21 protein-coding genes are annotated in these 24072 nt (G+C 65.4%); 4 read left to right on the top strand and 17 right to left on the bottom strand.

All coding sequences use genetic code 11. The annotated features are described in order from the left end of the window. The 14 genes from ACYVHH_RS16745 to hemB all read right to left on the bottom strand — a co-directional run. Positions 1-1238: MCP four helix bundle domain-containing protein (locus ACYVHH_RS16745; RefSeq protein WP_460566314.1), on the bottom strand; the 1238-nt coding region annotated here is incomplete at its 3' end. 66 nt (positions 1239-1304) lie between these two features. Beyond that, entirely contained in the window at positions 1305-3656 is a 2352-nt protein-coding gene (locus ACYVHH_RS16740; protein WP_460566313.1) for a chemotaxis protein CheA, read from the bottom strand. A gap of 12 nt (positions 3657-3668) precedes the next feature. Continuing rightward, entirely contained in the window at positions 3669-4001 is a 333-nt protein-coding gene (locus ACYVHH_RS16735) for an STAS domain-containing protein (RefSeq protein ID WP_460566312.1), read from the bottom strand. A gap of 10 nt (positions 4002-4011) precedes the next feature. Next, entirely contained in the window at positions 4012-4380 is a 369-nt protein-coding gene (locus tag ACYVHH_RS16730) for a response regulator (protein ID WP_460566311.1), read from the bottom strand. A 14-nt stretch (positions 4381-4394) separates the two neighbouring features. Continuing rightward, positions 4395-5597 (bottom strand): methyl-accepting chemotaxis protein, encoded by a 1203-nt coding sequence (locus tag ACYVHH_RS16725; protein ID WP_460566310.1) that lies wholly within the window; start codon positions 5595-5597, stop codon positions 4395-4397. Between the two features lie 127 nt (positions 5598-5724). Further along, positions 5725-6531: a sensor histidine kinase gene (locus ACYVHH_RS16720; RefSeq protein ID WP_460566309.1), complete on the bottom strand. Its 807-nt coding sequence runs from the start codon at positions 6529-6531 to the stop codon at positions 5725-5727. A 4-nt stretch (positions 6532-6535) separates the two neighbouring features. Beyond that, positions 6536-7171 (bottom strand): response regulator, encoded by a 636-nt coding sequence (locus tag ACYVHH_RS16715; protein WP_460566316.1) that lies wholly within the window; start codon positions 7169-7171, stop codon positions 6536-6538. A gap of 13 nt (positions 7172-7184) precedes the next feature. Further along, positions 7185-8195 carry a DNA adenine methylase gene (locus ACYVHH_RS16710; protein ID WP_460566308.1) on the bottom strand — a complete coding sequence of 337 codons (1011 nt, stop codon included), beginning with the start codon at positions 8193-8195 and terminating at the stop codon, positions 7185-7187. 114 nt (positions 8196-8309) lie between these two features. Then, positions 8310-8945: a response regulator gene (locus ACYVHH_RS16705; RefSeq protein ID WP_460566307.1), complete on the bottom strand. Its 636-nt coding sequence runs from the start codon at positions 8943-8945 to the stop codon at positions 8310-8312. Further along, positions 8942-11689, bottom strand: coding sequence for a PAS domain-containing protein (locus tag ACYVHH_RS16700; RefSeq protein ID WP_460566306.1), 2748 nt, complete (start codon positions 11687-11689; stop codon positions 8942-8944). Before ACYVHH_RS16700 ends, ACYVHH_RS16705 begins: the two co-directional genes overlap by 4 nt. A gap of 589 nt (positions 11690-12278) precedes the next feature. Next, the gene (gene recQ, locus ACYVHH_RS16695; protein ID WP_460566315.1) at positions 12279-14192 is read right to left on the bottom strand and encodes a DNA helicase RecQ; all 1914 of its coding nucleotides are present in this window, start codon (positions 14190-14192) and stop codon (positions 12279-12281) included. After that, positions 14192-14602, bottom strand: a complete 411-nt coding sequence (locus tag ACYVHH_RS16690; RefSeq protein WP_460566305.1) for a rhodanese-like domain-containing protein — start codon at positions 14600-14602, stop codon at positions 14192-14194. Before ACYVHH_RS16690 ends, recQ begins: the two co-directional genes overlap by 1 nt. A gap of 31 nt (positions 14603-14633) precedes the next feature. Then, entirely contained in the window at positions 14634-15749 is a 1116-nt protein-coding gene (locus ACYVHH_RS16685) for a magnesium transporter CorA family protein (RefSeq protein ID WP_460566304.1), read from the bottom strand. Positions 15750-15763: 14 nt separating this feature from the next. After that, on the bottom strand, positions 15764-16771 hold the full coding sequence (gene hemB, locus ACYVHH_RS16680; RefSeq protein ID WP_460566303.1) for a porphobilinogen synthase: 1008 nt from the start codon (positions 16769-16771) through the stop codon (positions 15764-15766). A 183-nt stretch (positions 16772-16954) separates the two neighbouring features. Here hemB and ACYVHH_RS16675 point away from each other — a divergent pair, with 183 nt between their 5' ends. Then, positions 16955-18067 (top strand): hypothetical protein, encoded by a 1113-nt coding sequence (locus tag ACYVHH_RS16675; RefSeq protein ID WP_460566302.1) that lies wholly within the window; start codon positions 16955-16957, stop codon positions 18065-18067. Positions 18068-18074: 7 nt separating this feature from the next. On the opposite strand, the gene ACYVHH_RS16670 is transcribed toward ACYVHH_RS16675, so the two are convergent. The 3 genes from ACYVHH_RS16670 to ACYVHH_RS16660 all read right to left on the bottom strand — a co-directional run bounded on the left by ACYVHH_RS16670 (position 18075) and on the right by ACYVHH_RS16660 (position 21820). Continuing rightward, positions 18075-18299, bottom strand: coding sequence for a hypothetical protein (locus tag ACYVHH_RS16670; protein WP_460566301.1), 225 nt, complete (start codon positions 18297-18299; stop codon positions 18075-18077). Then, positions 18296-19510 carry a polysaccharide pyruvyl transferase family protein gene (locus ACYVHH_RS16665; RefSeq protein ID WP_460566300.1) on the bottom strand — a complete coding sequence of 405 codons (1215 nt, stop codon included), beginning with the start codon at positions 19508-19510 and terminating at the stop codon, positions 18296-18298. The genes ACYVHH_RS16670 and ACYVHH_RS16665 overlap by 4 nt, the downstream gene beginning before the upstream one ends. 105 nt (positions 19511-19615) lie before the next feature. Next, complete coding sequence (locus tag ACYVHH_RS16660; RefSeq protein ID WP_460566299.1) at positions 19616-21820, bottom strand: malate synthase G; 2205 nt, start codon at positions 21818-21820, stop codon at positions 19616-19618. A gap of 199 nt (positions 21821-22019) precedes the next feature. Between ACYVHH_RS16660 and ACYVHH_RS16655 the strand changes: the two genes are divergently transcribed. From ACYVHH_RS16655 to ACYVHH_RS16645, 3 genes are all read left to right on the top strand, one after another. Further along, complete coding sequence (locus ACYVHH_RS16655) at positions 22020-22952, top strand: LysR family transcriptional regulator (protein WP_460566298.1); 933 nt, start codon at positions 22020-22022, stop codon at positions 22950-22952. Between the two features lie 82 nt (positions 22953-23034). Next, complete coding sequence (locus ACYVHH_RS16650; RefSeq protein WP_460566297.1) at positions 23035-23514, top strand: cupin domain-containing protein; 480 nt, start codon at positions 23035-23037, stop codon at positions 23512-23514. A gap of 160 nt (positions 23515-23674) precedes the next feature. Beyond that, complete coding sequence (locus ACYVHH_RS16645; RefSeq protein WP_460566296.1) at positions 23675-24061, top strand: DUF2784 domain-containing protein; 387 nt, start codon at positions 23675-23677, stop codon at positions 24059-24061. Positions 24062-24072: the final 11 nt, after the last annotated feature.

Raw genomic sequence — 24072 nt, 5'->3', positions numbered from 1 at the left:
AGGTTGCCTTGTTCCAGCGCCTCGGCCACGGTGATGGTGTCCTTGAAGGCGGTGTCCACTGTGTCGCTCAGCTGGTTGAGCAGTTCGGACAGGGCGCGGGGGAAGCCTTTCTTGCCTGCCAGGTCGAGCTTGACGCTGAAGTCGCCCTTGTTGGCGGCGGCGGTGAGGTCCTGGATTTCGGTGACGATGCGGCGCAGGTTGACGCGCAGCTGCTCGATGTTGTCGTTGATGAACTTCTTCTTGCCGGGGAACGCTTCCAGCGGCGCGTCCAGGTTGCCTTCACCAAACTCCTTGATGCACGCCATGGCCTTTCTCTTGACGGCAATGTGGCCGTTGACCATGTTGTTGACGCCTTCTCCCATGGCCTTGAAGGCGCCTTGGAATTTGCCCGCGTCAATCACCACATCAATGTCCCCGCGATCATGCTCCGCACTCATGCGGTTCATCTCGTCGATCAGGCCCTGCAGCGTGCCTTGCATGCGATGCATGGCTGCCTTGAGCTGGCCGGTTTCGTCTTTCGAGTCCACTTCGATCTTGCTGCTCAGATCGCCCGCAGCAATGGCACTTGCTACCGCTACCGATTCGGCGAGCGGCCGTGTAATGCCACGGGTGATGAACCATGCAAGCGCCAGCCCCGCCAGAATGGCGCCAGCAGCCAACCCCAGAATAAGGCTGAAGGCTGCGTCATACGCATGCTTGGATTCCGCGACCAGTTCATCGGTCTGCTTTTCTTGCTGGGTCACCATGGCATCCAGGTCCTCCAGCCACTTGCCCTGCAGCGGTGCGACCTCCTTCAGCAGAACCTCAGCCGCTTCGGCATTCTTGTTGGCGCTGGCAAGCTCCATGACCCTGTCGATCAACGGCCAGGTTTTGGCTTGCCCCTCGTTGATGTCCGCCATGATCTTCTTGGCGGCCTCGGTCACCAGCATGGCCTGAAGCTTGTCGCGCGTCTGGTTGTATGTTTCTCGACCCTTCAAGATCCGGTCACCCTGCTGCTTGGTGTAGGCAAGGTCATCGCTCAGCATCATGTTCCGAACCGCGCGGGCGATATCATTGACTTGGTCGCGCATGTCATTGGCCGCAGCGATCTTGACCATGTTCTCTCTGCTGACTGTTTCAAAACTGGCCTGTACGGCTGCAAGCCGGGTAATACCGACATAGGCCACCAGGGCCAGCAACACCAGCACCAGGCCGAAGCCCAATGCCAGCTTGGATGCGATGCGCATGTTCTTGAACATGATGATTTCCTTATGGAAAAAGCGAGTGGCCGAATGTGGGGAATGACTGGGGAATAGCAGAGCGCGTCAGCCTGGCAGCGCCAGGGCGCGGGTGGCATGGTGTGCCGCCGCCCGGCGCGATTCCTGCCCCGCCACGCGCCGCACCAGGCCTGGCACGTCGAGAATGAGCGCCACGCGCCCGCTGCCCAAAATGGTGAAACCGCTGACGCCCTGCAAACCGTTGAACACGGCACCCAGCGGGCGGATGACGGTCTGGTATTCGCCTTGCAGGGTGTCCACCACGAGGCCTGCGCGCTGGCCCGCGTACTGAACCACCACGATGTTCTCGCGCCGGTTGGCCCGAAGGCCTTCGGCACCCTCGGCAGGGAGGGGGCCCGCCGAGGGCTGGGTGCCAGAGGGGGTGGCGCCCGTGCCGAAGCTTGTGTCCGCCCCGGCGGCAGGCGCTGTGGACGGAAGTTCGTTGATGTTGAAGAGTTCCTTGAGCCGGATGAAGGGCAGCACCTCGCCGCGCAGGTTGATCTGCTGGCGGCCATGTGCGGCACGCACCTCTTGCGGCGACAGCTCCACGCACTCGACCACCAGCTCCAGCGGGATGACGAAGGACGAGTCCCCCACACCGACCAGGAAACCGTCGATGATGGCCAGCGTGAGCGGCAGGCGGATGCGCATGGTAGAGCCCATGCCCTCGGTGCTGAGGATTTCGATGCTGCCGCGCAGGTCGGTGATGTTGCGGCGGACCACGTCCATGCCCACACCACGCCCAGATAGGTTGTTGATCTGGTCGGCAGTGGAGAAACCCGGCTCGAAGATGAGGTTGTGAATCTCGTTGTCCGTCAGCACCTGGTCGGGCTTGACGATGCCGCGCTCGATGGCCTTGGCCAGGATCTTCTGCTTGTTGAGGCCGCCGCCGTCGTCCGACACCTCAATGGCGATGCTGCCGGAGTCGTGGTAGGCGTTGAGCTTGAGCGTTCCATGAGCGGGCTTGCCGCGCGAACGGCGCACCTCGGCCGGTTCGATGCCGTGGTCCATGGAGTTGCGCACCAGGTGCGTGAGGGGGTCGCCGATCTTCTCGATCACGGTCTTGTCCAGCTCAGTCTCGGCACCGCTGATTTCCAGGCGGATGTCCTTGCCCAGCTCCTTGGAGACGTCGCGCACCACGCGCTGGAACTTGCCAAAGGTGGCGCCGATCTGCACCATGCGCAGCTGCAGGGCGGAGTCGCGCACGTCCTCGACCAGCCGGTTCATCAGTTCGGCGGCCTCCTGCAGTTCGGGCAGACCGCTCTTCAGCGCGGACAGGTTGATACCAGCGGCGGCGATGATGAGTTCACCGATGAGGTTGATGTGCTCATCGAGCTTGTCGGCGTTGACACGAATGAGACCAGCCTCGCCGCCCCGGTTCTGCTTGACCTGCTGTTGCTTTTGCAAGGCGGCGCTGACCACGGCAGGCTGCACCACGTGCTGCGCCACCAGCACCTGTCCGATGGTGGGCACGGTCTCGCCGCTTTCCTGCGCCGCCACTTGCGCGTTGGCCTGGGCCTTGAGCGCAGCGTCCAGTTCCACACGCGTGAGCGTGCCGCAACGAACCAGGATTTCGCCCAGCAGCATCTCTTCTTCGGGCAGGCTCTGGATCAGGTCGAAATACTCGACGACCTTGCTGTGCGGCGGCAGGATGCTGACGCGGGCGTCCTCGCGCACGAACTCGAAGGCGCCTTCAATCTTGGCCTTGTCGGCATCCGTGCGGTAGCTGATCTCGAAGCCGAGGTAGCAGGACTCGGGGTCCATGTCGTCAGCGCCGGGAATGTCGTCGGTCAAGGTGACGATGGCGACGATCTTGCCGAAGGTGTTGAGGTACCGGATGAAGGAGAGCGGGTCCATGCCGTTGCGCAGCACATCCCGCCCGAAACGCAGCGAAAGGTGCCAGTTGTCGGTCTCGGCCCCAGGCCCGCCAGTGCGTACGAACGCCCCTTGTTCCGCCGCCACGCTGCGCCCCTCGGGTGCGGCTTGCTCCGCGTCAGCCAGCGCACCACTTTCCTCTTCGAAGGTGCGCAGCTGTGCCACCAGAACACTGCTGCGGTTCAGTGTGGCTTCGTCGGCTGCACTGCCATGGTCGACATGGTCGATCAAGACGCCCAGGTGATCACACACCTGCAACAGCAGGGCAGAAAGCTCCTCGGTGATGAGAAGTCCCCCTGCACGCACCCTGTCGAGCACGTTCTCGGCGTGGTGCGTGAATGCCACCAGACCGTCCAGGCCGAACAGGCCAGCCGACCCCTTGATGGTGTGGGCGGCACGGAAGATGGCGTTGATGAGGTCGACGTCACCGGGCGACTGCTCCAGTTGCAACAGGGAGTCCTCCATGGTCTGCAGGAGTTCCCGGCTTTCGATGACAAAGGTCTTGAGGGCGTCGTCGAGGTTCATGGCATGATTTCCTCAGTTCTTGGGGCCGATGAGCAAGGGGTCGCCGAGCTGACCGGCCAGGTCGCACAGCTCGATGAGGTCCACCACGGCCTCGCTGTGCCGCACGAAACGCAGCTGCTTGCCTTGGCGCACGGCCTCGCGCTTGGCCATGACCATGAGTTGCAGGCCTGCCGAATCGATCTCGGTCACGCCGCTCAGGTCGATGTCGGCACCAGGCTGGCTGGCCTGGGCAACGGCCTGTTCGATCTGCTGCTTGAGTTCGACCGCGCGAAGGATGGTGAAGTCGCCTTCGATGGCCAGCGCGGCCGAACCGATGCCCGCGCGTTCCTGGATGGTGTTGTCCATGGCTTGCACCTCAGGGGAGGATCAGCTTGGACACGGCGGCAAGCATCTGCGCAGGCTGGAAGGGTTTGACGACCCAGGCCTTGACGCCCGCCGCCCGGCCTTCGTTCATCTTGGTTTCGCCCGCCTCGGTGGTGAGCATGATCACCGGCGTGAACTTGTACAGCGCCATCTGCTTGGCTGCTTTCACGAAGGAAATGCCGTCCATGTTGGGCATGTTCACGTCGCTGATGATCAGGTGGACCTTGCGGCCATCCAGCTTGGTCAGAGCGTCCTTGCCGTCGGACGCCTCGATGACGCTGTAGCCCGCCCCGGTGAGAGCAATGTTGACGACCTGGCGCAGCGATGCCGAATCGTCGACGATGAGAATGGTTTTTGACATGGTGTCTCCGGGTTTCAGAAGAAGGTGATTTCGGCGGGGGCGGGAGCAGCGGCAGGCCTGCCTGCGGACGGGGCATCCCCCTGATGCACCGCGTACTGTTCGGGCATGGTGTAGGCGCGCGCCATGTCGTCTTTCCAGGCGGCCACGTCGAACGGGGACACGGGTTGACCGCCCGCCTTGGCGTCCTCGTTGTGCGCCAGCTGCTCAAGCAGCCTGCCCGCGTCGCCGCCAACGTGCTGAAGGATCTGGCTGACACGGTCCTGGAACTGGAGCGCCACGAGCACGCTGGAGACGTCGCCCGCGATGGAGTGGTTTTCCTGGCGCAGGTGTTCGGCCGTGTCGGCCAGATCGGTGGCGGCCTGCTGGAAGCGCTCCACCACGTTGCCGATGACCTCGCTGGACTGCGTGACCAGCACGTCGTCCTTCTCGGCGAAGGAGCGCGATACGTTGAGCGTGTGCTCTATGGCCCCGCTGACGGCATTGATGGTGTCGCCGATCTTCTTGCCGGTCTCGGCAGAGAGGTTGGACAACTTGCGCACTTCAGCGGCCACCACGGCGAACCCGCGGCCGACATCACCGGCACGTGCAGCCTCGATCGCCGCGTTGATGGACAGCAGGTTGGTCTGGCGAGCGATGTCGCCCACGTCCTTGGCCATGCGCTGCAGGGACGCGGTGTAGCCCGACAGTGAATTGATCTCGCGCAGCAGGACGTCTTTCGTGGTGACCGCCTGGCGCAACGAGTCGACGATCGCGTCTAGCTGGTGCCGGGCGTCGTTGAGGAGCTCGACCAGGGCTGAGCCGCCGGTTCGGTTGGAAGCGTCCACCGCCGCGTCGAGCCTTCGGGATATCTCGGCAAAACGGTGCGCCAGATCGTTGATGGAGGATTCGGTGATGCCGCGCGCCAACTCGATCTGACCGGACCACACGGGCAGCACCTCCTGGCACAGCTGGTCAAGCTGATCGTTGTCCTCGCCGGAATAGCGCGACGAACGCTTGCGCCGGGTAGCTTGCAGGTAGCCGGTGACCAGCGTACCGAACAGGAGCACACCGGCCACCACCAGGGTGGCAGCCTCCGCCCCTCCGGCGAACACACAGGCCAGGGCCCACAGCGGCCCCAGCACGGCGAATGGCCAGAAGATGCCCATGCGAAGCTTGGTGCGCACGGTCCCGCCCTGCTTCGGTTTTGCGTTGTTGCTCTCTGCGGACCGGAAGTCCATGCGTTTGCTCCTGCGGCACTTTCTGATGCTGTGAGCTTCGCAGTTACTTGCCCATTGATAAATCAGCCGCCGCTGATTTATCCGTAGGGAAAAAACGCAAACGTCTAGGAATATTCCTACCCCGCCATCAGGCGCGGACGAGGCCGTCCGCCCCGGACTGTGACTGCATGCAAAGCGTGGCCGGCACCTGCAGACGCAGCTTCGTTCCCTGCCCGGGACAGGTGGAAATGCGCACCTGTCCGCCAAGGTGGCGGGCCTGCTCATTGATGTGTATGAGCCCGAAGGCGCCTTCGGGGCGCAACGCGTCAAGATCGAACCCGTGGCCGTTGTCTGCCACGACCAGTTCACACATACCTGCCTGAACCGTCAGGCGGACAACCACACGCGTGGCATGCGCGTGCATGACCGCGTTCAACAGCGCCTCCTGGGTGGAGCGAAACAGGCAGGTGGTGACCGGTTCGTCCAGACTCAGCTCCTGTTCGGGCAGGTACAGGTCGATGGGCAGTTGCACACCTTTCTGGAAATCGTCCACCAGCCACCGCAACGCCACTCCAACGCCCATGTCCAGTGCGGCAGGACGGATCATCGCCACCATTTCACGCAAACGCTCGAGGCTGCGGTCGACGATCTGGCGCATCCCCTCGAGCTGCCGGGCATGCGAGTCCGCGTCCGGCTGCTGGCCGAGCAGGGCCAGGCCCATGCGCAACACGGTGAGGTTCTGGGCCAGGTCCTCGTGGATGCCGTGTGCCAGCGTGCGGCGCTCGTTCTCGCGCTCGCTTTGCTGGCGCAGCACAAGCGCGCGCAACAAATCGTGCGAGCGCCGCACCCTGTGCTCGGCATCCTTGACGGCAGCCGCCAGACTGGCACGCGCCTGAAGCAACTCGGCTTCCAGCGTACGCACCCGGGACATGGCATCGACCTCGGAGGCGCCCACGGGGTCAGTCCAGCATGGCGTGCAGGATGGCGTAGCGGACGATGTCGGCCGTGCTGGTCAGCCCCAGCTTCTCCATCAGGCGGGCCTTGTGCGTGGACACGGTCTTGTTGCTGATCGACAGCTCCTGCGCGATCTCGTTGACGCCCATCCCCTTGGCCAGCAGGTTGAACACCTGCAGCTCCCGGTCCGACAGCGTCTCGTGCGGCGGCCTCGCCTTCGGCGCCTGCATGTTCTCGAACGCCATCGCCTCTGCCAGTGCGGGGTCCAGGTAGCGCCCGCCGGCCGCCACCTTCCTCACCGCCGACAGCAGCACCTCGGGATTGTTGTCCTTCGTCAGATAGCCGCTCGCTCCGGCCGACAGCGCACGCCTGGCTATCTGCGGCTCGTTGTGCATCGACAGCACCAGCACCGGCGGCGCGCTCTCCTGCGCCCGAATCCGCGCGATCAGGTCCGGTCCCGATATCCCGGGCATCGTCATGTCCAGCAGCACCAGGTCGTAATCGTGCTGGCGCAGGGCCTCCAGCACCTGCGCACCGTTTGTGGCCTCGGCCTCCACCCGGATGTCCGACGTCAGCCCGAACAGCTGCTTGAGCCCCTCGCGCACCAGACCGTGGTCGTCCGCGAGCAAGAGATGATGAATCATCTGCTCAGCCTCAGGCGGTTTCGAACAGATGGCGGTAGCGGCGGCACAGGTGCTCGCGGCTCATGCCGATTTCCTTGCCGACCGCCGTGAACGTGACCCGCTTGCCCGCGGCACGCAACCGGTAGATGGAGTCGATGACCTGGGTTTCGGTGACCAGCGTGCGCTGCCGGTGGGTGATGTAGGCGCCCTGGCGCATGCGTTCGATGGACGAAACCTCTGCCTGCGGCCTGGCGGCCGGTGACAGCCAGAGGCATTCCTGGGGCCTTTCGCGGCGGTACATGGCATAACCACCCGGCAGGGCATAGTCGACGCGCAGCCAGCCCGCCTGCTCCAGCCGCTCATAGGCTGGGCAGCGGTGCCCGGACAGCACGACCATGCCCTGCAGACCCAGCACCGTGTCGACCAGGCGGTGGTGATCGTCTTCGGTGAAGCCTGCGCTGCGCCCATCGCCTGCGGGCAGGCGGGCCATGTGGGCCGGGTCCAGGTAGAACAATGTACGGTGTGTGTCGTAGCGTTTCACGACGCTGCGCCAGTCGTCGGACTCGATCTGCACCCGCCGCATGCGGTGGTGAATGGCAGGCAGGCGGTCCAGACCGGTGAGCCAGCGGCTGACGGCTGACGAGACGCCGCTCTCGGCGTCATCGACGCTGTAGCTCCAGCGGCGCCCCTGCCCTTCGTGTGACTGGCGTTGCCGCACGATGAAGCGGCGGGCCGCCTCGACGGGGTCTTCGCAAGGCTGCAGGGCCAGCTCGAACTCGGCACGGGAATACGCGGTGTTGTGACAGCTTTCTTCGAGCCGTTTGAACAGCTCGGTGTCGCGCAGCACGCGAAAAAGGTTGGTGAGACCGAGGTCCATGTCGTTGTAGACCTCGACCTCGGAAGGCTGCTTGGCCATGAGCACGGCAGCACTGCTGCCGAAGGGCTCGACGTAGGTATGGTGCTTCGGGAAATGGGTGACGACACGGGCAGCAAGCTTGGACTTGCCACCGAGCCATGGCGAAAAGGGCGGCGAGATTCTCACGGCTATCCTCAGACTTGATTCGAATAGCCCAAGAATCTCAATACGCGGCTTTTGGCACCATCAGTCCGGGATGATTTTTAGGTAGGACAGCAGGATGTATGGGTAGGAATATTCCTACTCCAGCAATCGATAGGACATCGCATAACGGACAATGTCGGCGGTAGTGACCAGCCCCAGCTTCTCCATCAGGCGGGCCTTGTGCGTGGACACGGTCTTGTTGCTGATCGACAGCTCCTGCGCGATCTCGTTGACGCCCATCCCCTTGGCCAGCAGGTTGAACACCTGCAGCTCCCGGTCCGACAACGCCTCGTGCGGCGGCTTCGCCCTTGCCGTCAACGTGTTCTCGAACGCCATCGCCTCTGCCAGCGTCGGGTCCAGGTAACGCCCGCCGGCCGCCACCTTCCTCACCGCCGACAGCAGCACCTCGGGATTGTTGTCCTTCGTCAGGTAGCCGCTCGCTCCGGCCGACAGCGCACGCCTGGCTATCTGCGGCTCGTTGTGCATCGACAGCACCAGCACCGGCGGCGCGCTCTCCTGCGCCCGAATCCGCGCGATCAGGTCCGGCCCCGATATCCCGGGCATCGTCATGTCCAGCAACACCAGGTCGTACCTCTGCTGACGCAGCGCCTCCAGCACCTGCGCCCCGTTTGTCGCCTCCGCTTCCACCCGGATGTCCGACGTCAGCCCGAACAGCTGCTTGAGCCCCTCGCGCACCAGACCATGGTCGTCCGCCATCAATACATGAATCATGCTGTACGCCTTCTGCTGTTGTCATGCCAGGGTATGTCCACCTCGACGGTGGTGCCATGCCCCGGAACACTGTCGATGCGCGCGTCTCCACCGAGCATCAGGGCCCGCTCCCGAATGCCCATGAGGCCGAAAGAACGGCTGCGCACGCCGTCGGGATCGAACCCCTTGCCGTTGTCCCGAATGCTCATGGTGCACCCGGCCGAGGAGGGCTTCAGTTCGATGCCAACCTCGGTGGCCTGGGCGTATCTGGCCACGTTCGTCAAAGACTCCTGAACGATGCGGAACACGGCTGTGGACTGCTCTTCGTTGAAGGTGCCCAGCGTCGGGCTGATGCGCAGTTGACACGGCACGCCTGTTCGCGCCTGGAATTCGTTGGCCAGCCACTCGAGGGCGGCAGACATGCCCATGTCGAGCGAGGCCGGGCGCAGCGCCGAGGCAATGTTGCGCACGACCTGTATGGTCTGGTCGGTCATGTCGATGAGTTTCTGGCAGCGCTGAGCGACAGCCGGGTCTTTGCGCCCATGCTCGAACTTGAGCGTTGCGATGTCGAGCCGGAAGGCGGTGAGCATCTGGCCGAGTTCATCGTGGATTTCCCTGGCGATGCGCTTGCGCTCTTCCTCCCGTGCACTGTCACGCCGTGCAGCCAGGACCCGCAGCATGTTGCGAGACGCCTCCAGATTGAGCTCTTTTTCCTTGAGTTCACGGATGTCGCGGGCCACCGAGACCACACCCACGACGTTACCTTCCTGATCAAACTCGGGGGCATATAGCGTGTAGAAATGCAGCCGCCGGCCGTTGACAACCCCCCAGAACGTTTCCCGTTCGATGGCTTTGCCGGTCTTGATCACCTCGCGGACCGAGTCCTCCGCCAGGTGGGCTGTGGCCCTGGCTTCAGGGGTATCGACGAAATACGTTTCCAAGGGCGTTTTGCCCAGCAACCGGGAAGGATCGACGCCCGCCAGCTTCTGCATGGCCGGGTTGATGTAGATGCGCCGGCAGTCCCGGTCAAGCCGCACGATGATGTCCGGGGAGTTTTCGACGATGGCGCGGAACATCTGCTCGCTGGCGTGGAGCTGCTGCTCTGCGCGCTTGCGGTCGGTGATGTCGCGCGACATGACGACAAAGCGCGGGTCGGACTGCGGCCGCCCCTTCTTGAGCGCGATCGACACCTCGAACCAGCGGCTGCCAATCGGCAAGGGCAACTCCATCTCCCGCCCCACGGAAGCACCATGCTTCAAGGCCTCTTCAATGGCCTCCAGGCAGGTCCGTGCTGCATCTGGAGGAAGCACATCAATAGCCTTCTTGCCCAGCAAAAGCTCGGGCGGTGCAGCAAGCAACTCCGGGTGGGATGTGTGTACGTCAAGATACGTTCCCTGGCGGTCGACAACGAACAGGGGATCAGGGATGGCCTCGATCGTGGCCTGCAACTGGTTGCGTGACTGCTGCAGCTGCGCGTTGAGAAGCGCCAGCTGGGCGTTGCTGCGGCGCTGACGCACCAGAAAGTACGCAGTGAGCGCGAACAGCACGACGCTGGCAGCGAAAACCGTCCACAACCAGCGCATTTGCAGTTCGCTCTGCGCGTCCTGGTTCTTGAGCTCCTCGATCTCGCGCTGCTGGCTCTCCAGCCTGTAGCGCTGAGTCAGCTCCAGCATGCGTTCGCTGGATTGCGACCTGTCCCGCTCGCTCTGGAGCTCGTCGGCCTGAGCCAGCAGGTCATAGGCTTTGCGGTGATTTCCCTCGGCCGCCGCGATGGCCGCCAGGTTTTTGGTGCTCTCTGCCTTCATGAACGCCAAGCCTGCCTGTTGGCCGATGGCCAGCGCAGCGTCGGCATCTGCCTGGGCCGCGTCGAGCCGACCGAGCGCAAGCATGTTGGTGCTGCGGGCGTTCAGCGTCCGCCAGCTCCCCAGCGGGTTGGGGTGCTGTCGATAGATGGCCAGGGCCTGATCGAGGTACTGAACCGCCTCGGAATGCCGCTGTTGCCCCCGCAACATGTCGGCATATCCATAAACGGCGCTGGCCATGTTGAAAGGTGAGCCCAGTTTCTGGCGAATCTCCAGCACGTCCCGGTAAGCGGGCTCCGCTTCTTCCAGCCTGCCGAGTGCCCTCAACCCCGCAGCTACGCCCTCCAAGGCGTAACTTTCCTGCAAGCGGCTGCCGACCGCGCGGGCCGATGCCCGCATCTGCTCGAAATACGCTATCGAGTCCTGGTCACGGCCGACCTGCTGGTACAGCACCCCCAGCGCCCTGTTGGCAAAAACCATTGCCCTGGGGTCACCACTGCGTTTGGCAATGTCCATGGTGTGCATGGCCATGGTCACGGCAGCATCCTGCTGCAAGGTGCGCCAGTAGTGCAGCGCCGCTCGCAACATGGCTTCGGCCAGCAGGTCAGGCCGCTGCACATCACCCAACACGGTCAGAGCATCTTGTACCGATTGCCGCTCCAGCCCCAGGTTGCCCTGGACCAGCCCGATGAGCCCGATCAAGAGATGCGACTCGGCCTGCAAGGCCTTGTCACCGGTACGCCTGGCCCGTTCCAGCGCTTCCTGCGCCAGCGTGGCTGCGGTCTGCACCTCAGACAACATCTCTAGCACCCTGGCCCGCAGGATGAGCAAGCGTATGTGATCTGCCTCTGATACCTGTTCAGGCAATCCTGATCGCAAGCGCTCAACCTGACGCCACGCGGCGGGAACGTCGCTCTCAACCAACTGCGCGGCGGCGTTCAAGTCGCGGCGCCAGTCGGCCATGGCATCAGCCCTGACAACACTGGCAGGTGCCCAAAAGGCCAGCAATAGACAAATCAGACGGAGCATCACGGGTCAATCGGGCCAATTGAGGAAGCGGCCAGCTGGAAGTCATCGGTCCAGATGCTCCATGGCCAAGTGGCGCCAGAGTATGAGCAACGCACCGCCCACGCACCCGCTGCTGCGAAGGCAAGCAGCCAAACCGCTGGAGAGAGCCGCTGCGTGATCATGAGCGTTGGGAAGGTTGAGTGCACCCCGGATGTATGGGTGGAATTCTATGCCCGCACGCATGGGGAGATAGATAAATTTACTATTTCTCTCAATTATTCGCTGCATCAAAACAAACCGAAATGCAGGCGAACACGCTCCTCCAGCATGTTTCGGCAGGCGTCTTCGTTGCACCCCACCAGGCGCTCGTGCAGCGCGCCAGCCAGCGCCGCGAAGGCATTCATCACCTCTGGATCGAAATGCCTGCCGGGATGTGCCGGACGCACACCGGGAGCTCGTCCTCTTCCAGAACGAACTGGTTGAGGAGCACGCAACTCACGAGGGCCCCGTGAGACAGGCGGACGAAGACGTCCCGCACCTTGCATCAAGCCGTGCTGGAATTTGCCGCGCTGTTGACCACCCGCAACACTTCTGCCCCGTAGGCTTCCTGCTTCTTCTGGCCAAGACCGGGAATGCCCTGCAGGTCGGCCGGGCGCTGGGGCTGCCGCTCGGCAATGGCACGCAGGGTGGCGTCATGGAAGATGACGTAGGCGGGCAGGTTGTGCTCTCGCGCCACCTCGGCGCGCCAGGCCTTGAGGGCGGCCAGCGTTTCGCGCGCGGCCAGGGTGAGGCTGGCTTCGGCAGCCACCACGCGCTGGCGGTCGGCACGGCTGCGCCCGCCGGACTTGGCGGCTGTGGCCACGCGCAGGCGCACTTCGCCTTCGCCCTTGAGCAGCGGGCGTGCCGCCTCCCCCAGACGCAGGGTGTTGAAGTGGTTGGCGTCCACCCACACGGCTCCACGGGCTATGAGCTGGCGCAGCAGGCCGCGCCATTCGCTTTCACCCAGGTCGGCGCCGATACCGAAGGTGCTCAGGGTCTCGTGCCCGTGCTGCTCGACCTTTTCGGTGCGCTTGCCGCGCAGGATGTCGATGAGGTGCCCGGCACCAAAGGCGGTGCCGCTGGCCTGCTGCACGCGGTAGATGCATGAAAGCATCTTGCGGGCGGCTTCGGTGGCGTCCCAGGTCTGGGGCGGGCTGATGCAGTTGTCGCAGTTACCGCAGCTGTGTGACGCTTCGCCAAAGTAATTGAGCAGGCGCACGCGGCGGCAGTCGGTAGCTTCGGCCAGCGCCAGCAGGGCGTCGAGCTTGTCGCGCAGCACCTGCTTGAATTCGTCGGCGGCCGGGCTTTCGTCGATCATGCGGCGCTGGTTGACCACGTCCTGCAGCCCGTAGGCCATCCAGGCGTTGGCGGGTTCGCCATCGCGCCCGGCGCGGCCGGTCTCCTGGTAGTAGCCCTCGATGTTCTTGGGCATGTCCAGGTGGGCCACGAAGCGCACGTCGGGCTTGTCGATGCCCATGCCAAAGGCGATGGTAGCCACCATGATGATACCTTCCTCGCGCAGGAAGCGGTCCTGGTGGCGCTGGCGGGTGGTGGCGTCCAGCCCGGCGTGGTAGGGCAAGGCGTTGAGCCCGGCCTCGGCCAGCTGCGCGGCCACGTCTTCTACCTTGCGGCGCGACTGGCAGTACACCACGCCCGCATCGTGCCCCTGGGAGCCGCTGTGCTCGCGCTCGATGAAGCGCAGCAGCTGCTGCAGGCTGTCTTTCTTCTCGACGATGGCGTAACGGATGTTGGGCCGGTCGAAGCTGCTGACGAAGTGGCGCGCCTCTTCCAAGCGCAGGTGGTGCACGATGTCGGCACGGGTGAGGGCATCGGCCGTGGCGGTGAGCGCGATGCGCGGCACGCTGGGAAAGCGCTCGTGCAGTGTGGCCAGGCCCCGGTATTCGGGCCGGAAGTCGTGGCCCCACTGGCTCACGCAGTGGGCCTCGTCGATGGCGAACAGGCTGAGCCGCCCGCGCTCGTGCAGCGACTGCAGTTGCGCCATGAAGCGCGGTGTGGTCAGGCGCTCGGGCGCAGCGTAGAGCAGCGTGAGTTCGCCCCGGAAGAGACGGCGCTCCACGTCGGCGGCCTGCTCGCTGTCAAGGCTGGAGTTGAGGAAGGCGGCTTCGACGCCTGCTTCGAGCAAGGCGCCCACCTGGTCGTGCATCAGGGCAATGAGCGGCGAGACGACGATGGCCACGCCCTGCCCGGCGCGGTGGCGCACGATGGCCGGAATCTGGTAGCACAGGGACTTGCCGCCGCCCGTGGGCATGAGGACCAGGGCGTCACCGCCCGCGCTCACATGTTCGACGATGGCCTGCTGGTGACCCCGGAAATGGTCGTACCCGAAAACCTCGCCCAGCACCTCACGGCACGCAAGGGCCACCGCCGCTGGTGCGACGGCGGCATAGGCCGAATCGATCACATCTGCTCCCAGGGCAGGCCCGAAAAGCGCCAGCCGTTGACGGTCGAGCGGTGAAAATGCTCGTTGAGTTCGCCCTCAAAGCCGTGGACGACGTGCGACACGTCGGTGAACCCTGCCGCTTCCAGCGCCTTGCCCGCGTCCAGCGTGCGCTTGCCACTGCGGCAGATCAGCAGGATGGGCCTAGTCCTGCTGCCCGCTTCCTCTTCGACCAGGCGTGCGAAGCGCTCGGGATCCGGGGTGAGGTCGGGATAGTCGTACCAGGCAATGTGCACCACACCAGGCGGCCGTCCCACGTAGAGGGACTCGATTTCCATGCGCACGTCAAGGAACAGCGGCGCCTGCTCGGGCGCCTTGTCTGCATGGGACTGCAACCAGGCCCAGGCCTCGGTCGGTTGGAGATGCTTCATGTGCGTATTGTCGCGCCTGCCACGGAGGGCTTCAGCGGCCGTTGTCCAGGTAGCGCTTGCGCCAGAAATACCCGCTGAGCGCCACGGCGACGACCAGCATGCCGATGATGGCCAGCCAGAACCCCGATTGCAGGTGCAGCAAGGGAATGAACTCGAAGTTCATGCCGAAGATGCCCGCGATCAGGTTGAGCGGCAGGAACACCGCCGTGAGCACGGTGAGCGTGCGCATGATGTCGTTGGTGCGGTGGCTTTGCGCGGAGAAGTGAATCTGCACCGCCGTCTCGGCACTCTGCTCCAGGCGGCGCACATGGTGCACCACGCGCTCGATGTGCTCCAGCACGTCGCGGCTGCGCACCTTGAGCAGTTCCTGCTCGCGGCGGGCACTGGGGTGTTCGGCTTCGGGCCAGTCGCCCAGCGCGGTGATCCAGTCCTGCACGGCCACACGCTGGTCCTCGCAGATCTCGTCAAGCTGGTGCAGCGCGATGCGCGCATCGAGCATGCTGCCCCAGTTGCTGAAGCGGGTGCGCGGACTCAGCAGTTCCTGCTGCCAGTGGTCGAGCTGGCGCGTGAGTTCGCGGCGCAACTCCAGGAAGCCGTCGACCATCTGGCCGACCAGGCGCAGCATCAGATCGGCCGGGCCGGAGGGCACCATGCGCACGGGTGCGCTGCGCCCAGGCTCGTCGGCCTCACCCACCGACAGGGTCAGCAACCGGGAAGCGTAGCTCTCCAGGACGGGACACCCTTCGGGATGGACGCTGAGCAGCACGTTGTCGAACACGGCAAAGCCCACGGGCACGGTGTCCAGTCGGCGCAGGACCGGCGGGCCCCCCTTGCGCCGTGGCACTTCTGGCTCTTCCCCTTTGCCGGAGATGGCACCCGCCCCTTGGGCCAGGCGGCGGAACACGAGAACGTCGTACTGCCCGGTGTAATCGAAATGCGAGGGCAGGTGCGGGTTGAGCAGATCGGAAACGTGCAGGTCCACCAACGTGGCACCGCACAGCCGCTGCAGGCCGGCCTGGAGCTCGCCCAGCCGGGCCTCCACCTCGGACCGGTGCAGGGCCACCCAGACGAAACCCTGGTCGGGAACGGCTGGCGGCAGGGCATCGCGCTGCCGGATCTGGTGGCCCTGAACGGTAAAGATGCGCATGGCGGTGCGGCCGGTCAGCCCCGGCGCAGCAGACGCGCCGCGTCGCGCGCGAAGTAGGTGAGGATGCCGTCAGCCCCGGCGCGCTTGAAGGCCAGCAGGGACTCCATCATCACCGCGTCGTGGTCGAGCCAGCCGTTCTGCGCGGCGGCCTTGAGCATGGCGTATTCACCGCTCACCTGGTAAGCGAAGGTGGGCACCTTGAACTCGTCTTTCACACGGCGCACCACGTCCAGATAGGGCATGCCAGGCTTGACCATCACCATGTCGGCGCCCTCCGCCAGGTCCAGCGCCACTTCACGCAGGGCCTCGTCGGTGTTACCGGGGTCCATCTGGTAGACCTTCTTGTCGGCCTTGCCCAGGTTGGCGGCGCTGCCTACCGCGTCGCGGAAGGGGCCGTAGAAGGCGCTGGCGTACTTGGCGCTGTAGGCCATGATGCGGGTGTGCACGTGGCCATGGGCCTCCAGGGCCTGGCGGATGGCGCCGATGCGCCCGTCCATCATGTCGCTGGGGGCGACGATGTCCACGCCAGCCGCGGCCTGGCACAGGGCCTGTTTCACCAGCACCTCGACCGTCGGGTCGTTGAGGATGTAGTTGTGCTCATCGAGCAGGCCGTCCTGGCCGTGGCTGGTGTAGGGATCCAGTGCGACGTCGGTCATCACGCCGAGGTTGGGCACCTTGGCCTTGAGTTCTGCCACCACGCGGGGAATGAGGCCGTCGGGGTTGAAGGCTTCGCGGCCATCGGGCGTCTTGAGCGACTGGTCGATGACGGGGAACAGCGCCATCACCGGGATACCCAGGTCCACACACTCCTGTGCCACGGGCAGCAGCAGGTCCAGGCTCAGGCGTTCGACGCCGGGCATGGAGGCCACGGGTTCGCGGCGGTTGCTGCCTTCCAGCACGAACACGGGGTAGATCAGGTCGTGCACCGTGAGGTGGTGCTCGCGCACCAGGTTGCGGGTGAACACGTCGCGGCGCAGGCGGCGCGGACGCGCCAGGGGGTAGGGGGCGGTGTTGGCGTTCATGGTGGTATTGTGGCAAATCGACCGCGACGGGTGTTGCGGCCAGTGTCCCTTGCGCGCGGGTTTGCCCACGGCACCGGGGCACAGTACACTCAGGCGCGCCATGGGTACTCCCCCCCAGATGGCGGACGCTTTGCCCCACGGGGCTCGTCCATTCGGCACGGCTTACACATGGAGTCCAATCGCATGTCTCCCAGCGACCCGCAAGCCCCCGCCGGGCACCGCCCGCCGGACAGCAGTGCGCCTGACCAGTGGCGCATGGCCGACCACTGGCCCGAGCTGGTGGTGGCCGTCACGGACCAGTCGATCGAATCAGTGAGCCTGCTGCTGCGTGGGCTGGACCTGCTGGTCAAGCGTGGACGGCTGACCCCTGCCGAATACAAGGTGCTGGCCATGCCCGCCGAACGCCTGAAGCACTGCGGCATCAACGCCCAGCAGATCGTGCGCTTCCAGAGCGGGCGTGTGCGCCAATCACACGAGAAGATCGACCTGGCCTACCTGATCGAATCGGTGCTGCAGGAGCGGCGCAACGAACTGGCGATCCAGGGCATTGCCGTGCGCCGCAAGTTCAAGCCGGTGGACGTGCTGATCGACCCCACGCTGGGTTTCAGCCTGACGAGCGCGATGCTGGAATGGAGCACGCACTTCGGCCACCGGATCGACCTTCGCCTGGACGCCGAGGGTGACCCGGCGCGGGCCCGGCTGTGGATGAAGACCTATACCGAACACGAGCCCGTGCAGAGCGCCGTGTTCGAAGACAGCATCCACTGGCTGCTGTTGCGTCAGATCGCGACAACCGATGGCGGCATAGACGTGGAACGCAACGTGACCGGGGACGGCGTGGAGCTGACCGCCTGTTTCAGACGTACCCTGGGTGCCGGGGCCGCGGCGCCAGCCGCTGGCCTGCCTGACGCCGGACTCCACCCCGAATCGATCTTCCGGACCATCACCGGAGCCTATGTGGTTGTCTGCTCCGCTGACGCGGAGACACGCCTGGAGGCGGTAGACATCGTGCGCAAGCTGGGCGTGGCCGTGGACGGGGTGGCCAGCGGCACGCAGGCGCTGGACGCCATGCGCGGACGCGAAGTGCACCTGCTGGTTCAGGACCTGGCACACCCGCCTGCCGACGTGGCCGCCTTGCAGAATGGCTTGAAGGATTCACATCCATTGATGCCCGTGGTGGAGATAGGTGCGGCGGGCGCGCCTGCGCGAAGCGGCGAACGGCCGCTGATTCCGCGCGATGCCTTGCGTCAGTCGCTTGGCTCTGCGGTGATGTTCACCTTGTCCAAGATGATGTGAGTGCCCGTCAGCCCTGACGGCGCACGGCGTCGCGCCACAGACGCCACGCCAGCAACACCAGGGGCGTGGCGTGCATGAAGAGGTCGAAGATGTCGATGGGCCGCGCCAGGGTGCCCGAAGCGAGCATCTTCAGCTTTTCCCAGAGATGGGGTTCGGGCACCACCGGCGCCACGGCAAGCCACAGCGCGATGGCCACCAGCCAGCCCAGGGGAAAACGGTCAAGCCATGTCATGAACATGGGCGAGAGTCTACACCCCCAGGGGTAACCAAACCACTCCCCTGCCGGTGTGCCTCTGCCAGGCTGGCTGCCACGATGCGCCTGGTTTCTGGCGTCACGGCCAAGGCCCGCAGCATGGTTTGCGCCAGGGCGTTCACCGAAGCCATGTCTGGCTGGCCCGCGGGCTCCCAGGTGTGCGTGAACGCGCTCTGCTTGGCACCTATGCCCGCATGGGCCAACGCCAGCCCCACGCGGGGCAAGGCGTATGCCATGGCCACGATGCGCCCGTGCAGGCTGCTGCCGCAGTACCCCTGGCTGGAGGCGATGAGCGCGGCAATATCCCACAGGTGCAGGGACTCCATGACCCGCACATGCGGCGAGGCCATGCGTGCGGCCACGCGCTGCAGCAGGGCCAGATCGTCGTGCCAGGGGGCCGCGCCAGCGCGGAACAACACGGTGCCCAGGCCGGTGCTGGCGGCCAGTTCGTCCAGTTGCGCGGCCAGGGTGGCGACGGTGGTGTCGTCACCGAACGCGGCGCTGAACTGCACGGCCAGGTAACCCTGGGGCGTGGCTTGGCGCAGGCGCAGCACCTCACCCTGCGCTGCGTGCTGGCCGATGGTGGTGCCGAACAGTTCCGCCACAAGCACGGCGGCGTCGGGCACGAGTTCGGCTGTCAAGCCTGCCGCCTGCAGGTGGGTTTGGGAGGTCTGGTCGCGCACGCTCACGCGGTTGGCCGACTGCAGGCTGGCCAGCACCTCGGCCCGCATGGGGGCGGGCAAGTTGGGCAGGCCCACGCCGCCCACGGCGTGGAAGCCCACACTCGCCAGTTCGGGCCAGCGGCTGCGTCCCATCACGTAAGGTGCCTGTGCGCCGCTGCCGGTCATGTGCTGCATCCACGCGGCCTGCTCTTGCGGGTGCCGCTCCAGGTAGGCGATGTGGGCTGGCGCGTCTTCCTGCGACAGCAACATCACCGCCGCCTGCCAGGCGCTGCAGGTGAGCAGTTCGCCGCCCGCGTGCAGCAGGTGCACTTCGGCACCCTTCAGCTCGTCGCGCAGGGCATGCCAGGCCCGCACCCGGTGGCCGCCCCAGGGGCGCAGATCGCGCTCGGCCAGCCCGGCGCAGACGATGTTTTCACCGGGCAGCAACGCCCCCAGCACATGCGGGAAAAGCAGATCGCCGAAGTTGTGGCGGTCGAACGCGCCGAAAAGGACGGTGGTGCGCTTCATCCCCGTCATCATGGCCCGGCATCGGCGGCCCCGCAAGAAAACTGCCGCCAGAAAAAACGGCGCCCGAAGGCGCCGCTGTCTCCACTGCCGCTTGTGCTGTACCGGTCAGGCCTGCCCGGCCTTGACCTTCAGACGCCAGGCGTGCAGCAGGGGTTCGGTATAGCCGCTGGGCTGCTCCTTGCCCTTGAACACGAGGTCCAGCGCGGCCTGGTAGGCAGCGCCTTGCGGGTTGGCCACCAGGCTCTTGTAGGCCGGGTCGCCCGCGTTCTGACCATCCACCTTGGCGGCCATGCGGGCAAAGGTGTCACGCACCTGCTGCTCCGTCACCACGCCGTGGTGCAGCCAGTTGGCCACGTGCTGGCTGCTGATGCGCAGCGTGGCGCGGTCTTCCATCAGGCCCACGTCGTTGATGTCGGGCACCTTGGAGCAGCCCACGCCCTGGTCCACCCAGCGCACCACGTAGCCCAGGATGCCCTGGATGTTGTTGTCCAGTTCCTGCTGCTTCTCGGTCTCGCTCCAGTTGGGGGTGGCGGTCACGGGCACGGTCAGCAGGCCGGTGAGCAGGTTGTCGCGCTCGGCGTCGGCGTCGATCTTCTCCAGCTCTTTCTGGATGTCGGACACCAGCACCTGGTGGTAATGCAGCGCGTGCAGCGTGGCGGCGGTGGGGCTGGGCACCCAGGCGGTGTTGGCTCCGGCCTTGGGGTGGCCGATCTTCTGCTCCAGCATGGCGGCCATCAGGTCGGGCATGGCCCACATGCCCTTGCCGATCTGCGCACGGCCGCGCAGGCCGCACTTCAAGCCCACCAGCACGTTGTTGCGCTCGTAGCTCTGAATCCAGGCGCTGGTCTTCATGTCGCCCTTGCGCACCATGGGGCCGGCCAGCATGGCGGTGTGCATTTCGTCGCCGGTGCGGTCCAGGAAACCGGTGTTGATGAAGGCCACACGGCTGGCGGCGGCGGCTATGCAGGCCTGGAGGTTGACGGAGGTGCGGCGCTCCTCGTCCATGATGCCCAGCTTGACGGTGCTGTCGGGCAGGCCCAGCAGTTGCTCCACGCGGCCGAACAGTTCGGCGGCGAAGGCCACTTCCTTGGGACCGTGCATCTTGGGCTTGACGATGTAGACGCTGCCGGTGCGGCTGTTGCGGATACCGTTGGCGCCGTTGCCCTTCAGGTCGTGCAGAGCGATGGTGGTGGTGACCACCGCGTCCATGATGCCTTCGGGGATCTCTTTCACCGAGCCGTCGGCGGCGGTGTAGAGGATGGCCGGGTTGGTCATCAGGTGGCCGACGTTGCGCACGAACATCAGGCTGCGGCCGTGCAGGCGCACCTCGCCACCGTTGGGGGCGGTGTAGAGGCGGTCGGGGTTGAGGCCGCGCGTCAGCGTCTTGCCGCCCTTCTCGAAGGACTCGGTCAGCGTGCCCTTGAGAATGCCCAGCCAGTTGTGGTAGCCCAGGACCTTGTCCTCGGCGTCCACGGCGGCCACGGAGTCTTCCAGGTCGAGGATGGTGGAAAGGGCAGATTCCAGCACCACGTCGGCCACGCCAGCGGGGTCGGTCTGGCCGATGGGAGTGTTGCGGTTGATGATGATGTCGAGGTGGATGCCGTTGTGTGCCAGCAGCACCGACTTGGGCGCGGCGGCGTCACCCTGGTAGCCGACCAGCTGGGCCGGGTTCTTCAAGCCGGTGCTGCCACCGGTCTGCAAGCTCACCTGCAGAGCACCGCCCACAACGGCGTAGCCCGTGGCGTCCTTGTGGGAGCCGCCAGCCAGGGGCGCGGCCTGGTCCAGGAAGTTGCGGGCGAATGCGATGACCTTCGCGCCGCGCTTTTCGTTGTAGCCAGGGCCTTTGGCGCAGCCATCGGCCTCGGAAATGGCGTCGGTGCCATAGAGCGCGTCGTACAGGCTGCCCCAACGCGCGTTGGCTGCGTTGAGCGCGTAGCGTGCGTTCAGAATGGGCACCACCAGCTGCGGGCCAGCCTGGGTGGCCAGCTCAGCGTCAACGTTGGTGGTGGTGGCCTTGGCGCCAGCAGGCTGGGGCACCAGGTAGCCAATGGTTTCCAGGAACTGGCGGTAAGCAGCCATGTTCTGGATGGGGCCGGGGTTGGCGGTGTGCCATTTGTCCAGTTCCACCTGGATGCGGTCACGCTCGGCCAGCAAGGCAATGTTCTTGGGGGCCAGGTCGGCCACGATGGCGTCGAAACCGGCCCAGAACTTGGCACTGTCGATACCGGTGCCGGGCAGCACCTGGGTTTCAACGAACTGGTGCAGAACGGTAGCCACCTGCAGGCGGCCAACTTGGGTGCGAGCGGTCATGAGAGAACCTCCAAGAAAGACAGACATCCGGGGAAAGCGGGGGCTGTGCCCCACTTTGCATGAGGAACACTGTACGCCAACCATCGCGCGGGATTGATCAACGCCAGGGGTACTCAGCAATGACTTATTTATACATAATCAACACCCATTAACGGACAAAAACATCCTCTCAACCACCTAAATCACGACAGCCGACCCCATGGACAAGCTCAAGGCGATGGAAACCTTCGTGGCCGTGGCCACGCGCGGCAGCCTGACCGCCGCCGCCCGCGCCGAGGGTGTGGCGCCCGCCATCGTGGGGCGGCGGCTGGACGCGCTGGAGGCCCACCTGGGCGTGAAGCTGCTGGTGCGCACCACGCGGCGCATCACCCTCACCCACGAAGGCAGCGCCTTTCTGGAAGACTGCCAGCGTCTGCTGGCCGAACTGGCCAACGCCGAGGCCAGCGTGAGCGCCGGGGGGGTGCGCGCACGAGGGCACCTGCGCATCACCGCGCCTGCCGGGTTCGGACGGCGGCACGTGGCGCCGCTGGTGCCGCACTTTCGCGAGCTGCACCCCGAGGTGACCATCTCGCTCAACCTGAGCGATCGCGTCATAGACCTGGCGGCCGAGGGCTATGACTGCGCCGTGCGCGTGGGGGATCTGCCCGATTCGTCGCTGGTCAGCATCCGCCTGGCCGACAACCGCCGCCTGTGCGTGGCCACGCCGCGCTACCTGCGCCTGCACGGCCAGCCCCGGCACCCGCACGACCTGGCCCGGTTCGACTGCCTCACGCTGTCGTCCGACGCGTCGCAGACGCGCGGCTGGGCTTTCCAGCTGCCGCCGGGTGAAGACGGCAAGGGCGGCGAACTGATCCACCTGCGCCCCGGCGGCCCGTTGGACTGTTCCGACGGGCAGGTGCTGCACGAGTGGTGCCTGGCTGGCTACGGCATTGCCTGGCGCAGCATCTGGGAAGTGGAAAGCGACGTGGCAGCGGGCCGCCTGCAAACCGTGCTGGACGAATTTGCCGCGCCGCCCAACGGCATCTACGCGGTGTTCCCGCAGCGCAAGCACCTGGCGCTGCGGGTGCGGCTGTGGATCGACTTCCTGAAGAGCCACTACGGGCAGCCGGATTTCTGGTCCCGGCGGGCCTGAGTGTCGCCGGGTACCGGTTTGCCGGACATCAGGCCATGTGTTAAACATGACCTCTGCTGCCAACATTCACCGGCAAGACACTATGCCAAACGCCACCGCCATCACCGCCCTGGAAGCCCCTCCCCGGACCAAGCCGTCCAACTACCCCGAGCCCTTCCGCTCGATGATGGCCGGGCGGGTCAAGCGCCCGCTGGGCGACCTGTTCGGGCTCACCAACTTTGGCGTCAACCTGACCGTGCTGCCGCCGGGCGCGGTATCGGCGCTGCGCCATGCACACACGCAGCAAGACGAATTCATCTATGTGGTGGCAGGCTGCCCCACACTCTACACGGACGAGGGCCCCACGCAGCTGCAGGCGGGTATGTGCGCGGGCTTCAAGGCCGGGACGGGCAATGCCCACCGGCTGGTCAACGAGTCGGCCGAAGAAGTCATCTACCTGGAGGTGGGCGACCGCACGCCCGGCGATGCGGCCAGCTACCCGGACGAGGATTTGGTGGCGCAGCAGGTGGATGGTCAATGGAAGTTCTTCCACAAGAATGGTGAGCCGTACCCGCAAGCTTGAAGGTTGGCACACCCGCCAGACAAGGGCACTGGAGACACGGATGACCGCTTCGCTTGTAACGATTGCGCTGCTGCACTGGGCGGTGATGGGGGTGTTTGGTGCCCGCCTGCTGGCCGAAACCTTCCAGGAATGGCACAGGCGAACCGCCTGACCACAGACCATGCCCTACCAGCTGCTCGCCGACGCCGTGCTCGCCCTGCATTTTGGGGTGGTGGTGTTCGTGGTGGGCGGGCTGCTGGCGGTGCTGGTGGGCAACGGGCTGCGGTGGCGCTGGGTCAACCGCCGGGGTTTCCGGCTGCTGCACCTGGCCGCGGTGGCGGTTGTGGCCGCGCAGGCCTGGCTGGGCGTGCTGTGCCCGCTCACCACGCTGGAATCGTGGCTGCGGGCACAGGCTGGCGAGGCGGGCTACAGCGGCAGCTTCGTGCAGCACTGGCTGCAGCGCATGCTTTACTACGAAGCACCGCTCTGGGTTTTCACACTGGCGTACACGGCGTTTGCTGTGCTGGTGGCCTTGGCATGGTGGCGATTCCCGCCCAGGCAGGGTTAACAGGCGTCCTG

The organism is Hydrogenophaga aquatica (assembly GCF_054780915.1).
The sequence above is the reverse complement of the archived record's forward strand: the minus strand, read 5'-3'. Positions and strand labels throughout refer to the sequence as shown.